Below are 12,214 nucleotides of genomic sequence, written 5' to 3'. Positions count from 1 at the left end.
CCTCGCTTTACAGGATGCCGGTGGCTTCGGTGAGCAGCCAGATGCCGATCACCAGCAGCACGGCACCGATCGCGACGGTGAGGCCGAACTGGCCCCAGGTCTTGCGGCCGGTGTGGATTTCCGCATAGGTGCCGTAGGCGTGGTAGCAGACGCCGATGAACATCGACGCCACGACCAGGAGCGCCACGAGCATGATGATGTCGTAGCCGTAGTTCCTGATCGTTTCCATGATGCCGTTGCCGGTGCCGCGGGTCGGGTTTTCCAACTGCGGCAAGCCTTGCGCGAACGACAGCGCGGGCAGCGCGGCGGCGCCCAGTGCCACAGCGGCGCGCTGGGCAAGACGGGAATGGAGGATGCGGTTTTGCATGGTCGTGCCTTTCAGGTCAGGAGAGGAGGAAGAAGCTCAGGACGAGGTACATCGCGACGAAGCGGATGCAGACGCCGAGGAACTGGCGCTGGTTGAGGCGGCTCTCTGCCCACCCCACGTAGGCCGTTCGGATGGCCCAGACGCCCCACACGAGCAGGACCGCGAACACGACGCCGACCAGGACGGTCGCCATCGCCGAAGGCGCGATGCCGCTGTTGGCTTGAAATGCCGAGACCTGGGCGCCGTTCATTGCTTGCCCTCCGCAGTCGCCGTCGGCGATGGCGAAGCGGATCGCTCGGTGCGGTAGTCGCCGGCCAGTTCGGAGGGGTCGCGCGGCTGGGCACGCGACGGTGTGAGATGGGCCTGGATGCCGGCGCGCACGCGCGCCAGGTCAGCCAGCAGCCGCGGGTAATCGAAGTGGTAGCGCTCGCCCGGCTGGATGGGGGCATGCGCGGCGCTGTCGGCGACGGTGCGCTCCAGGGCGTCGAGCTGGCGCAGCGCGGCGACCAGCTCCTGGCGCTGTGCGGGGGACTCGGCCAACGCCATCGGGGACTGACCCAGCAGCAGGGCCGTCACGAGAAAAATGGGCACGCCGCGATGCGCGGCGCGCTGCCAGATCGGAGCCAACATCGCGCCATTCCTGTGTGATCAGCAATGGCTCGATCGTGGGCAGCGAGGGGCTTTTAGGCCGCAAACAATAGGAACTCGCGCATGCCCGGATTGATGGCCTAGAGGTACTTCTTGAAGCTGCCTGCGGTCAGGCTCACGGCCAGTCCCAGCAAGGCGGCGCTGGGCAGCAGGATCAGCAGTGGATGCACCGAGATCGGCAAGGCCAGGTACGTGACCCACGGCAGCACGGCCAGCGGCATCAGGCTCGCCTTCGCGCGGTGGTAGATGAAGCCGGATTCCCGACCTGCGCCGAACCGGCGCACGTCCCGCCGCACAAGACCGTCGATCAGGCCGACGAACGCCGCGGTGAAGATCAGCGGCAACGTGAGCACCAGAACCAGCAGGCGCACCAGGAACGTGAGGGTGGTGAAGGCCGCAGCAATCAGGTAGTTCTCGGCCCAGACATAGACCTGGCTGATGTAGTAGCGGAAGTTGCGCGTCTGCCCGTGGCTGGGTGCGCGGGCGCGCTCGGCGGTCTGGCTCATGCGCGCCAGCAGCCCGGAGCGCACGAATACCCATTCGTAGCCGGTATCCACCAGTTCGTGCGCGGTGCGCCCCGGCTCCTGCACGACCACGCTGCGCGTGAAGTGGCTGGACAGGTGCCCCAGTTCGTACTGCAACATCTGCTGCGAGTGCCGCCAGCCCTGGTCCTTCCAGAAAAGGTGCATGCCGACGCACTCCACCACGATCGAGAACAGCAGCGAGCCGATCAGCACCCCGAGCAGCCGGAACGGCAAGGTGATGGTGCCGACGATCAGGCCCTGGCGCTGGTTCTGCTCCCGCTGCGCCGTCGAGGCGGCGTCCTTCATGGCGAGGCCTCGTTGCCGGAACCATCGCCGGTGGTGGTGACCACTGCGGAAGGTTCGGCCGCAGCGGCGTCATCCAGCAGGTCGTCGGGCAGGCCGGTGTCCTGCAAGGCCGGGGAGCTGGTGAACTCCCACCACTGCGTCGCTTCGCTGTAGCTCTGGCGCATGTACCCGGCCAGTTGCTGCAAGTCTGCCGGCATCACTTCGTCCGGGTCCGGCACCGGCAACGGCATGCGCACTTTCCAAAGCTGACCGCCCTGCAGCAGCGCGAAGCACTGGCCCTTGGGCAGGCCGACGACGTGCGACGGCTCGATCATCGGCACGCTGGACATGCTGATGCGATCCTGGGTGTTCGACGTGAAATCCGTCGCCCCGCGAATGTCGGAGCTGTCGGTCGCGCCGCTGACGATGGTGGTCGTATAGACCTCGACCTTCGGTAGTTGCCTCGTCAGCAGTTCCGCGGTCGCGGTCTCGCGCACGCGCAGCATGAACAGGTTGTTGAAATTCCCGATCACCTGGCCAGCTTTCGCGCGGTTGCCGATGCGTGCCTCGATGTCCGAGAGGGTCTGCGTGTACGCGGTGACTTGCAGGCCGGCACCGCCGCCCTTGTTGATCAGCGGAATGAACTCATCGCCCATCAACTCGTTGAATTCGTCGGCGTGGACATTGATCGGTACGCGCGCACCGGCCGATGCACCAGGAAGGCCGTCGTCGATCCCGTGCTTGTAGATATGTCCGGCGACCGACACGAGATCGCTGAACATCGAATTGCCGACTGCTGCGGCGACCTCGGCGTCGGACAGCGCATCCAGGCCCACATAAACCACGGCACGCTTTCGGATGACCTGCATCCAGTCGAAGATCGGGCGCGGGTCGGCCAGGTCGGAGTAGTTCGGGGCCAGAAGTTGCGCGATCTTGCCGCTGGTGAGCTTCTCCAGCAGCGGCAACAGCGATGCGACGATCTTGTCGAAGTACGTCTTGTCGTAGCGGACGGCAGAGCGCAGGCCGTCGAGTACCGGGTCGTAGTTACGCGCCTGCGAGAGGTACTGCTCCAGCGCCACCACGCGCTTTTCGCGCCCGATCATGTTGCGCGGGATGTTCTTCTCGTTGAGCTTGGCCTCGATCTGGACGATCACCTCCCAGGCCTTGGGCTCGGTCTTGGCAAAGAAATGCTGGGCGTACTCGATGAACAGCGCGTCGATGTTGATGACGTGCCGCTGGATCAGCATGTAGTCGGGCCGCTGTCCCAGCTCCACCAGGGCGCGGGCAATGATGTTGACGAACCGCCACGCAAACTCTCGGAAGGCGGCGGAGTTGCCTTCGCCGGAAAGCTGCCCCGCGACGCGGGTGGCCACCTCGCTGATGCGACCGAAGCGGCCCACGGCGTTGTAGCGTGCGGAGATGTCCGGCCAACCCAGGTGGAACACATAGAACTCGCCTTCGCGGCCGGCACGCAGGGCTTCGACGTACATCCGCTTGAGCAGGTCGGCGTCCCCCTTGGGGTCGATGACGATCACCACCTCGTGCTCGCCCGCGGCGTTCACGCGCCGGATGTCCTGGGTCACGAACAGTTCGGCCAGCCGGGTCTTGCCGACGCGCGTGGTGCCCAGTACCAGCGAGTGGCCGACGCGCTCGCCCAGCGGCAGGCTGACGTCCACCTCCTCGGGTTCGATGCCGTGCAGGCGTGGCAGGCCACCCACCGGCGGCAGCGGCCGCACCGGGTTGAAAGGCACGTCCCAGCCAGTGAGTTTCGACAGCCGGGACAGCGGGAACGGCGCGAACTCCAGCCGTTCTTCCAGCCGTCGCGCCAGCCGGTAGGCCGGTGTGGGCTCGACGTAGCGGCGGAACTCCGGCCGGTACGTCTGCATGAGCCTATGGGTGTGCTTCTGCTCCCACAGGAAGCCACGCCCCACGAACAGCCGTTGCTGGCTGACCGGCACGTCCTTGCTGGTCATCACGTAGCGCGGCAGGCGGCGGATGTTGCGCCGGTAGCGCAGGATGACGCGGGCATCGCGGTAGCGGATGGCACCGTAGGCACCGAACGCCAGCGCACTGCCGACGCCCATGGACGGGCTCAGCGCGAGCGACCATGGGGCCACCAGGGACAGAAACGCGGCGCCCGCGCATGCGGCAACGGTGTAAAGCTCCACCGCTGGGCGAAGCAGTACCTCGACCGGCTGTTTCCCCGACATGGCTTCATTGCTCGATGCCGGTGGCCGTGATCAGCGCCGGGTAGTGCCGCAGGCCCAGACGCTCGGCCAGGTCGTCGCCGGACACAGGCGCGAGGGGTACGCCGGGCACCAGGGCGCGCAGCCGCGCCAGGCCCTGCACGGTCTCGACGTTAACTACCAGGCCGACCGCGCCGCGCTCGCGCAGCGCTGCCGCCTGGCGGCGCAGCCAGGCCCGGGATGCCTCGTCGTCGCCGACGACCACAAAAGGCCGCAGGCCCGGTGCCTCGATGACCCGCCGCGCGACGGTGCCGGGCGTGAGCTTGGCGCTGCGTACCGGCAGCATCGCGGCCTCGTCCGCCGGCGTGGCGGGAACCTGGGGCGTCGGGATGTGCGGCCGGGCCGGTGCGTTGGCTCGCGGCTGGAGGTTCAGGGCTTCGTAGTACGGCAGCGCCGACGCGCCGCCGCGGTCTTCGACCACGATCAGCGGCTCGCCGGCGAGCGAGGCCAGCGGCAGACCCGCCAGCAGCACGAGCAGGCCCCGCAAGGCCAGATGGGATGTCGTCATGGGGAACTCTCCTGGCGCGCGGCGAGGACCGCGGCGGTTGGGCGCGCGCCCTGCACGCGGGCAAGGTGGCGGGATACGCTGCGCCGGTAGCGGGCGGCGGGCTCGCCACCCGCGGGGCGGTGGTAGCGGCCGATCGCCAGCAACCAGTCCTCGCCGGGCGTGTGCTGCTCGCGCAGGATCTCGGCAGCGATGGCGAGGTTGCGGTACGGGTCCAGCAGGTCGCACGCGCTGGCGTAGCGCTGCTGGTGGTAGCCGAGGTTGATCTGGCCGAGGCCCGCGTCGATGCGTGTGTGCGGCGTGGAGCGCATCACCTGCTGCAAGCCCGCGCAGGCATCGGCGCGGGTCGCATAGCGGCGCGACTGGCCGGCGACATTGAGCGACCACGGCCACGGGACGATGCGCCCGTTGCGGCGGATGCCACTCTCCTGCAAGGCCACGGCGTAGAGCACTGTCGAGGGGATGCCTGCGCGCTGCGCGGCGAGCTGGTAGGCCGGTGGCGGAACCTCTTGCGCATGAGCCGCGCCGGCGTACAGACCAGCGGCAAGCACCATTGCGCGCAGGGATGCGACTACGGCTGGCGCTGCCATTGGCCGTTCACCTCGCGCACGACCGCAGGCAAGTCGCCGGGCAGGCCCAGCGACAGCCAGCGGCCGCCGTCGTGGTTGAGCGTGATGCTGCCGCGGCGCACGCGCGCCGGATCGACGTTCGCGCGTTTGGCCCAGTCGCGGATGCGCGCATCGTCCTGGCGGCTGCCGACCATGTACAGGTCGAACTCGGTTCCCGAGGATTGCAGGCGCTGTACGAGCTGCCCGCAGGCTTCGCAGCCGTCCTTGACGAATACTGCCGTGCGGCCGGAGCCGCGCGTGGCTCCCGCGACCGGCTTGTCGTCCGGCAGGTTCACCCGCTGCATGCCGGGGTTCAGACGCTGCCAGGCCTCGTCGTAGGCCCTCTGGTAGGCGAGCAGCTTCTCCACGCGGCGCGCTTCGATCTGCACCTGCAGCTCGGCGTAGCGGCGCCGTTCCTCGTCGGTGCGGGCTTCGATGCCCAGGGCCGACAACGGGTCCAGGTTGGGCGAGTAGATGCCCAGCGGCCCGTCCATCAGCTCGCGGTAGCGCGCCCACTCCTGCGGTTGCAGGCCCCAGTCGCTCGCCACCCGGTCGTCCAGAACGCGGGCGGCCAGCGGGCGCTCCTGGCTCTGTGCAGTGCGGGCGGGAACCGCAGGCGGCTGCTGTGCCCACGCGGGCCACTGGGCGGACGCCAGCAGGAGCGCGGAAAGGATGATCGATGGCTTCATGCGCTGTACTCCGGTCAGGGAATCGTCACGCGACGGGTCTGGTCGCCGGCCTGGAACACTGCGGTGTTGCCCTCGACGGCCTGCAAGCGCCACGGGCCGACCGCATCACCTGGCAACAGCACCTGAAGCTGGTCGGGCGTGAGGTCGCCACTGCTCGGCGCGACAGACACGCTGCGCTCGCCGGCACGCAGTTCGGCACCGACGATGCGGAACGGGAGCGGCGATGGCTCGGGCTTGGCGGCTGACTTGCTCGGTGTGCGCGGCCGGGTGGGTGCTGCGGCGCGTGCGGCGGTCTGGCGCGTCTTGATCTGCTCGACTTCGGCGCGCAGCGCCTGAAGGTCGTCGGCAGCGGCATAGGCGTTCAGCGATTTCTCGACCTGGGCTGCGCGTGCCTCCAGGATTTGGCGGGTGTCTTTGAGGTCTGCCGCCGTGGCGACGGCCGGACGCTGCTGGATGGCCTCGACGGTCTCGGCCAGGCCTGTTGCCTGCGCTTCGAGGCGTTGCAGGCGGGAATCGAGGCGAACCTGATCGGCCTGGTCGTTCATGGCTTGGTAGCCGACGGCCACGAGGACGCTGAGGCCGATCAGCCAGAGCCACATCAGGCTCTGAACCACCACGGCGGCGGTTGAACGCTGGGCGGGCTGCGGGGCGTTCATGGCTGGCCTCCCGATGCCGCGGGCACCAGCGGGAACGTCTGCACCGCCTCGGTGGCGGGCGGCGCGGGTGCGTTGTCGGCGGTCATGCTGTCGCCGGGTCGCTCGAAGCAGATTTGCCGCGCGCGGTCATCCGCGTGCAGTTCCCAGGCCGGACCAGCCAGCGTGAGCAGCGCATCGCGCAAGGTCATGGGGCCGAGGTGCAGGTGCGCCGCCGGCAGCGGCAGCGCGTACAGCTCGATAACCGCATGCGCGGTCTCGCAGAGCTGGTAGCCACTGCGCTTGAGGACATGCCGTAGTCCGTCGCCGACCGTGGCGCGGGCATCCTCGGGCATGGAAACGTCGATGGTCTGCAACAGCAGGTCGCGCTGCGCTGCTGTCGGTGCCAGTTCCACGAGGGTGTAGCGGCCATAGCGCACGACGGGGATGTACTCGGGTGCCTCGGGTGCGGGCACGGCCGAGACTTCCTCGATGGTGTCGGGCGCAACCGGCGTGCTCGTCGTCGCGCAGCCGCCAGCCAGCACCGACCAAAGCAGGCCGAGAAAACCCGCCAGCAGGCGGCGTTCGGGATGGTGAAACCAAGGTGGAGAGGGGCACATGGCGCGTCGTCCTGAAACATCGAGCCCTCACCATCGCCGTTCGGGCCACGAGCGGCAGCAAACAATGCGAACCAGGCAGCGCCCGATTTACCGGCTGCCACCCTCCAAAGAAAAAGGCCCCCGAAGGGGCCAGTGAAAACGCATCGGGCTTCGCCCGATCAATCCCGAGCCAGCTTCAGGCCGGGATCGACCTGTGCCAGTTGGGTGTGCGACCAGCAGCGCACGAACTGCCCGTTCTCACCGAGCGGCCGGTTCGCCACCGCCGCCGAATACTCCTCGGTGTCGCTGGTGTCGTAGCAGATGACCTTGATCTCGCCGCTGTCGCAGCGGATAGAGTGGATCTGGCCGTCGGTCATATCGACCACGACGACTTGCGGAACGAGGGCCAGTTCGCGGGCGGCCGACAAGATGGGGCCATGTTCGGCGGCGTCGAAGCAGATGAACGGCCCTTCGTATCGAGCTTCTTCGGCCAAGTCCTTGGCCTTGTCGTAGTGGATACCCAGGTCGTATTCCCCCTGGGTGATCCTGACCTTGAAGACCGGCATGTCGGGACTGCCAGAAGCATCGATGCAGGCAACCGCGACTTGCATCTCGATCTCACCGCCGTCGGCAGGTTCGGTCGAGGGGATGACGGCTCGGCCCGTGGGGGCGTCGTCTCCCATGCCCATGCGCTCGCGCATTTCGTCGATGAAATCCTCGGGGGCCATCAGGCCATAGCGCGCCAGGCGCAAGGGAATGTCCTCGGCACCGAGGTTGCCGTCCTCGATGCGCTGCTGCATGAAGGCGGCGATCTCGGCTTCGAGCGTTTCGCGGTCGGCCGTCGAAGGCACCTCGGATACATCGATCGACCAGGTGTCCACTTCCGCGGCGGTCTCGCCGGTCAGCAGTCCCTCGCCGATGGCGAGTTCGCACATGCGTTCCAGCCGTGCCAGCAATTCCGGCGCGGCCTCGCCGTTGAGCAGATAGGTCACGTCCAGCGTCAGGCGCGCATTGACGGTTTCGGGCGTGTCTTGGGTATGGGTGTTCATGGAAATCTCCTTGGAATGAAAAATGCGCAGCCACGTCCACGGAGACCGTGGGCGTGGCTGCAAGGTGGGAACAGTGGAAAGCCGGCGGCGCGAGGCCGGCGTTGGCGTGGGGATCAGGCGGCGACCAGTTGCCGGGCCAGCGCGACCTCGACGGAATCACCGTCTTGGTTGAGCACATCCAGGCCCGATTCGGGCACGTCGCCCGAGGTGGACTGCGAGACCATGATCTTCTTGGCCATCAGCTCCAGGCAGGTCATCTGCGAGGAACCGGCGTAGCCGAGGTAGATCACGCGCACCGGCTGTTTCTGTCCGATGCGCCAAGAACGGCGTGCCGCCTGCTGGAGCGAGTACACGTTGTAGCCCGACTGCATGAAAACGATCGTCGGGAAGTCCAACAGGTCCAAGCCCGTCTTGACCAGCTCGGGGTTGGTGATGAGCACGTCGATGCCACGGTCCAATTGCTCGGCGATCCAGTCCTCGCGGCGGCTGGCATCCACGCTTGCGCGCAGCACCGCCACCCGAAAACCTTCTTGTTCCAGCAATACCTTCAAGCGCGACGTGGTGTCGCGCGTGCCGGTATAGACCGTGTAGGCCAGAACCTTGCGGCCCTGCGCCTTCTCCTCTTTGCAGATGTCGATCAGCTCGCGCTCTTTCGGCGTTACCTCGAACTCGTTGAACTGAGCCGGGACGAACGCCAAGGTATTGCGCGTGCGCGGATGCACCACGGTCTCCGACCGGAAGCAGCAGTCCGGCCAGGCCAGCAGCACGTTGAGGACCACACCCAGCAGCGTCGTATCGCGTCGCGCCAGAGCTTGTTTCAGCTCCGCGGTCAGCCGACCCGCCAGGTCGCGGTAGGCCGCGGCTTGCGCCGTGTCCATTGCGACTTCACGGAACTCCTCGTCATACGGCGGCAGGACGTTGCCGCCGATGTCCTTGAGCTTGAGGAAGATCGTGAACGGCAGGATGCACCGCAAGACCCCTTTCGGCCCGAAGCCGGGAGCCTTGACCGTGCGCACCGATACCTTGGTGCCCCTGGCCGTCTTGTGCGCCGTGCCTGCGCTTTCGGAGTAGATGTCCTTGAGGACCCCGTGGTCCCTCATGAACGCCATGGCCGCCGAGGTCATGCTGCCGCTCGTGGTCGGGCGGTAGCCGTCTTCGATCATCCGCCCAGGCAGGGCTCGGAACAGCAGGTAGAACAGGTCGTCCCCGTAGCCGCCCATCAGCGTGCCTGTCAGCAGCAAGGTCTTGCGAGCCTTCGCCGCCAGCACGCCCATGGCCTGGCCCTGGGCACTGCCGCCGTTCTTGTACTCGTGGGCCTCGTCCGCGATGCACAGGTCGAACGTGCCTTGCGGCAGGTAGCGCTTGATGAACTCGGACGGCTGGTAGCCGCCCTCGCCAAAGCCGAACTCCATGTTGGCCATCGCACGCTCCATGCGCGTGGCCTGACGGTCGGAAAACACCAGTTCACCGTTGCCGTCCATGAGATTGATGAACTCATGGATGTTGTCGCCCAGCATCGACGCGAGGAAGCCGTCGCCGAACTTCTGCATCAGCTTCTGCGCGGTGACTTCCCCGATGGTCGGGATGCGCTTCAAGGCTTTCAGCACGGCCGAGGACTGGTCGCTGCCGGACAGGCTGCGCGGGCGGATCAGTGTCCACAGGGGTGCGGCGCAATGGCTGCACCTCCTGCGGTATTCCTCGGCTTGGAGCGCGACCGGGTTGACCGGCTCGCCGTCGAGGTCGGTGATGACCGTGCCGCAGTCCGGGCACGCCGCCACGTTGCCGTGACGGGTACGCCGTTGGGTGAAGACGGGTTTCCAGTGGAACCCCATCCGCATCCTGACCCGGCCTAAGACAAAGAACTCCTGGCCCGTGGGCTGGACATTCAACTGCTCGCGCAGCTTGATGAGCTTGACGAGCGTATCCGGCCCGTTGAGCACCCACACCTTGGCGCCTGCCACCGTCTCTTGGATCTCTCGCCGCCACTTGTAAACAAGGTGCGGCGGCGAAAGAACCAGGGTGCGGCGGTAGCCTTCGGCGTTGAGTACGGCGGCCGTCGCGATGCCGACGGTCGTCTTGCCGCAGCCCATTTCGCCATTGACGATCGCGGCGCGTTCGCCACGGTCGATCAGCAGCTCGGCGGCGGCGTGGACGACTTCGGCCTGGGCCGGGAACAGCTTGCGCTTGAGGCTGGCGACGACGAGTTGCCGGTGCGCCTGCGGCTGGCCGTTATAGACCGGCGGATTCGCGCTGTTGAGGGCGTTGAGCAGTTCGTCGCCGAACTCGCCGACGAAATCCTGAAGGCTCAGGGTCAGAGGGGAAGATTCCGCATCCAGCAGCTCGCCCTGTACGGGGTCGGCATCGGCGGCAGTGGTTTCGAGATCGAGGGACATGGTGATGCTCCAATGAAAAATGGGGCATGCACCACCCCCAGCGGGGCGATGGCATGCCCCGTGGTGGGATGAAGAGACGGCAAGCAGCCGTCGGGTGGAGAGAATCAGTACTCGCTGGGAAGCAGCAGCGTGGTCACGCTGCGATCCCATTCGGTAATGATCCACAGTTGCAGGGAGGGGGCGATCTGGTAGGAGGAAAACAGGCGTTCCTCGCCCGACTTCAAGGCGGCATCGTTCTGCCGCTTGTCGCAGTCGTCCAGGTCGCCCCAGTCGCCATTGAGATGGCGAAGCAGGTACGGAACCGGGTTGAGCCGGCCTTGTTGAATCAGGGCATCGACGCCACAGGTCATGACGGTCTGGCCGGGAGAGAAACGTCGGCTCGATGCCTGGCTGACGGGAAGTGCTTGGGCTGCCATGGAAGGCTCCTTGAAAATGGAGGGGCCACGGCACCCCATCGGGGCGACGGGACCCCGGTGGGTGGATGAAAGTGACGGCGAACCGTCGTGGGTGGAGACCCGATCAGCGGATGGTCAACACCTCGCCCCGCGTCGGGGAATCAGGCGTCATGTCCCATGCGCGGATGACCGGCACGAACTTGTCGGTGAGGATGCGGGTTTCGGCGACGGAGCCGTCTTCGCGTTCGGTGAATTCCCGCTGGAGCGTCTTGTCCTTGTGGGTATCACCTTTGACGACGAGCACACGTCCGGTCTTGGAGCGCACAACCCCCGAGATCGCGCCCGCGGCCAGGGCCAGGGCGAGATGCCAGTGGGACAAGGCACGCGCCGGTGGACGCAGCGACTGCTGCGAGGCCCCCAGGTGCGTGTCCAGCGACGGCCAGAGGCCTTGCAATCGGCCAACTTCATCGGCGAACTGTTCCGGCTCCATCGTCACGCGGAAGAAATGCTCCGGCTCGGCCGGACTGGCGGGGACGATGTACGGCAGGAATGGCCATTCGCTCGGCAGCTCCTCGGCTTCGACTTCGCCAAGCCCAACTTGCAGCAGCAGATTGCGCACGGCCTTGACGCCTTCGGAGACTTGTTCGCGTTGACGCACCCTGCGGCCGAAGATCACCACCTGCTTGAACTGCGGCTCCACCGCTCGGTAGATCCGCAGGTCCGTGTAGTGGCGCGTCAGCCAGCCGACCAGCTCGGCGTCGAGCACGTAGCCGGGGACGATGAAAACCAGCACACCGCCGTATTGCAGCAGCGACACACTGCGCTGGTAGAACAGCTTTTCGAGTCGAGGGCGACCTTGGCCCTGATAGCCGATGTTGCCGTTGACGTCCTTGGACAGATCGCCATACGGCGGGTTGAGCCAGAGCAGTCCGAAGGACTGCTTGGAGATCATCGTGTCCATCAGGTCGGCGTGCAGGCAGTGATCGACGAGACCGCGGGCATGGCGTACCCGCTCCGCGTCGAACTCGACGGCGAACGCCTTGGCCTGCTCGCGCCCGAGGGCATGAGCGGCTTCGGCGATCGCCACGCCTTCACCGGCGCAGGGATCGAGGATGCACATCGGCCCATCGCTGGGCATCAGTGCGTTGAGGGCTCTTTCGAGCGTGGATTCGTCGGTCGGGTAATACCCGTTCTTGGCGAAATTGCGGGCGAGCCGCGGGAACATGAGGGCCATGGAAGTCTCCTGGTTGGCGGGGATGAAGGGCGAAAGCACG

General features: G+C 66.7%; 14 protein-coding genes. All 14 read right to left on the bottom strand.

The window, feature by feature from the left end:
* Nucleotides 1-7: 7 nt before the first annotated feature.
* Nucleotides 8-367 (bottom strand): TIGR03745 family integrating conjugative element membrane protein, encoded by a 360-nt coding sequence (locus BKK79_RS30090; RefSeq protein WP_023095489.1) that lies wholly within the window; start codon nt 365-367, stop codon nt 8-10.
* 16 nt (nt 368-383) lie between these two features.
* Nucleotides 384-617: a TIGR03758 family integrating conjugative element protein gene (locus BKK79_RS30085; protein ID WP_058489281.1), complete on the bottom strand. Its 234-nt coding sequence runs from the start codon at nt 615-617 to the stop codon at nt 384-386.
* Nucleotides 614-997, bottom strand: coding sequence for an integrative conjugative element protein, RAQPRD family (locus BKK79_RS30080; RefSeq protein WP_071039657.1), 384 nt, complete (start codon nt 995-997; stop codon nt 614-616). The genes BKK79_RS30085 and BKK79_RS30080 overlap by 4 nt, the downstream gene beginning before the upstream one ends.
* A 98-nt stretch (nt 998-1,095) precedes the next feature.
* Nucleotides 1,096-1,845 (bottom strand): TIGR03747 family integrating conjugative element membrane protein, encoded by a 750-nt coding sequence (locus BKK79_RS30075; protein WP_071039656.1) that lies wholly within the window; start codon nt 1,843-1,845, stop codon nt 1,096-1,098.
* Entirely contained in the window at nt 1,842-4,034 is a 2,193-nt protein-coding gene (traD, locus tag BKK79_RS30070) for a type IV conjugative transfer system coupling protein TraD (protein WP_071039655.1), read from the bottom strand. Before traD ends, BKK79_RS30075 begins: the two co-directional genes overlap by 4 nt.
* Before the next feature lie 4 nt (nt 4,035-4,038).
* Nucleotides 4,039-4,578, bottom strand: a complete 540-nt coding sequence (locus BKK79_RS30065; RefSeq protein ID WP_071039654.1) for an integrating conjugative element protein — start codon at nt 4,576-4,578, stop codon at nt 4,039-4,041.
* Complete coding sequence (locus BKK79_RS30060) at nt 4,575-5,165, bottom strand: transglycosylase SLT domain-containing protein (protein WP_071039653.1); 591 nt, start codon at nt 5,163-5,165, stop codon at nt 4,575-4,577. Before BKK79_RS30060 ends, BKK79_RS30065 begins: the two co-directional genes overlap by 4 nt.
* On the bottom strand, nt 5,147-5,872 hold the full coding sequence (locus tag BKK79_RS30055; protein ID WP_071039652.1) for a TIGR03759 family integrating conjugative element protein: 726 nt from the start codon (nt 5,870-5,872) through the stop codon (nt 5,147-5,149). Before BKK79_RS30055 ends, BKK79_RS30060 begins: the two co-directional genes overlap by 19 nt.
* Nucleotides 5,873-5,886: 14 nt before the next feature.
* The gene (locus BKK79_RS30050; protein ID WP_071039651.1) at nt 5,887-6,528 is read right to left on the bottom strand and encodes a hypothetical protein; all 642 of its coding nucleotides are present in this window, start codon (nt 6,526-6,528) and stop codon (nt 5,887-5,889) included.
* Nucleotides 6,525-7,124, bottom strand: a complete 600-nt coding sequence (gene pilL2, locus BKK79_RS30045; protein WP_071039650.1) for a PFGI-1 class ICE element type IV pilus protein PilL2 — start codon at nt 7,122-7,124, stop codon at nt 6,525-6,527. The genes BKK79_RS30050 and pilL2 overlap by 4 nt, the downstream gene beginning before the upstream one ends.
* A 158-nt stretch (nt 7,125-7,282) precedes the next feature.
* The gene (locus BKK79_RS30040) at nt 7,283-8,152 is read right to left on the bottom strand and encodes a hypothetical protein (protein WP_071039649.1); all 870 of its coding nucleotides are present in this window, start codon (nt 8,150-8,152) and stop codon (nt 7,283-7,285) included.
* A gap of 113 nt (nt 8,153-8,265) precedes the next feature.
* Nucleotides 8,266-10,545: a helicase-related protein gene (locus BKK79_RS30035; protein WP_071039648.1), complete on the bottom strand. Its 2,280-nt coding sequence runs from the start codon at nt 10,543-10,545 to the stop codon at nt 8,266-8,268.
* Nucleotides 10,546-10,649: 104 nt separating this feature from the next.
* Entirely contained in the window at nt 10,650-10,961 is a 312-nt protein-coding gene (locus BKK79_RS30030) for a hypothetical protein (RefSeq protein ID WP_071039647.1), read from the bottom strand.
* A 103-nt stretch (nt 10,962-11,064) separates the two neighbouring features.
* Nucleotides 11,065-12,198 (bottom strand): DUF6094 domain-containing protein, encoded by a 1,134-nt coding sequence (locus BKK79_RS30025; protein ID WP_301788533.1) that lies wholly within the window; start codon nt 12,196-12,198, stop codon nt 11,065-11,067.
* Nucleotides 12,199-12,214 lie beyond the last annotated feature (16 nt).

It is taken from the genome of Cupriavidus sp. USMAA2-4 (assembly GCF_001854305.1).
Lineage (GTDB): Bacteria > Pseudomonadota > Gammaproteobacteria > Burkholderiales > Burkholderiaceae > Cupriavidus > Cupriavidus malaysiensis.
This window is presented reverse-complemented; position numbering and strand designations above follow the sequence as displayed.

Bases quoted from the DNA above. Each gene is read 5' to 3' on its own strand.
- BKK79_RS30085 (WP_058489281.1), bottom strand. From the start codon at position 617: ATGAACGGCGCCCAGGTCTCGGCATTTCAAGCCAACAGCGGCATCGCG.
- BKK79_RS30075 (WP_071039656.1), bottom strand. From the start codon at position 1,845: ATGAAGGACGCCGCCTCGACGGCGCAGCGGGAGCAGAACCAGCGCCAG.
- BKK79_RS30035 (WP_071039648.1), bottom strand. From the start codon at position 10,545: ATGTCCCTCGATCTCGAAACCACTGCCGCCGATGCCGACCCCGTACAG.
- BKK79_RS30030 (WP_071039647.1), bottom strand. From the start codon at position 10,961: ATGGCAGCCCAAGCACTTCCCGTCAGCCAGGCATCGAGCCGACGTTTC.
- traD (WP_071039655.1), bottom strand. From the start codon at position 4,034: ATGTCGGGGAAACAGCCGGTCGAGGTACTGCTTCGCCCAGCGGTGGAG.
- BKK79_RS30090 (WP_023095489.1), bottom strand. From the start codon at position 367: ATGCAAAACCGCATCCTCCATTCCCGTCTTGCCCAGCGCGCCGCTGTG.
- pilL2 (WP_071039650.1), bottom strand. From the start codon at position 7,124: ATGTGCCCCTCTCCACCTTGGTTTCACCATCCCGAACGCCGCCTGCTG.
- BKK79_RS30050 (WP_071039651.1), bottom strand. From the start codon at position 6,528: ATGAACGCCCCGCAGCCCGCCCAGCGTTCAACCGCCGCCGTGGTGGTT.
- BKK79_RS30040 (WP_071039649.1), bottom strand. From the start codon at position 8,152: ATGAACACCCATACCCAAGACACGCCCGAAACCGTCAATGCGCGCCTG.
- BKK79_RS30055 (WP_071039652.1), bottom strand. From the start codon at position 5,872: ATGAAGCCATCGATCATCCTTTCCGCGCTCCTGCTGGCGTCCGCCCAG.
- BKK79_RS30065 (WP_071039654.1), bottom strand. From the start codon at position 4,578: ATGACGACATCCCATCTGGCCTTGCGGGGCCTGCTCGTGCTGCTGGCG.
- BKK79_RS30080 (WP_071039657.1), bottom strand. From the start codon at position 997: ATGTTGGCTCCGATCTGGCAGCGCGCCGCGCATCGCGGCGTGCCCATT.
- BKK79_RS30060 (WP_071039653.1), bottom strand. From the start codon at position 5,165: ATGGCAGCGCCAGCCGTAGTCGCATCCCTGCGCGCAATGGTGCTTGCC.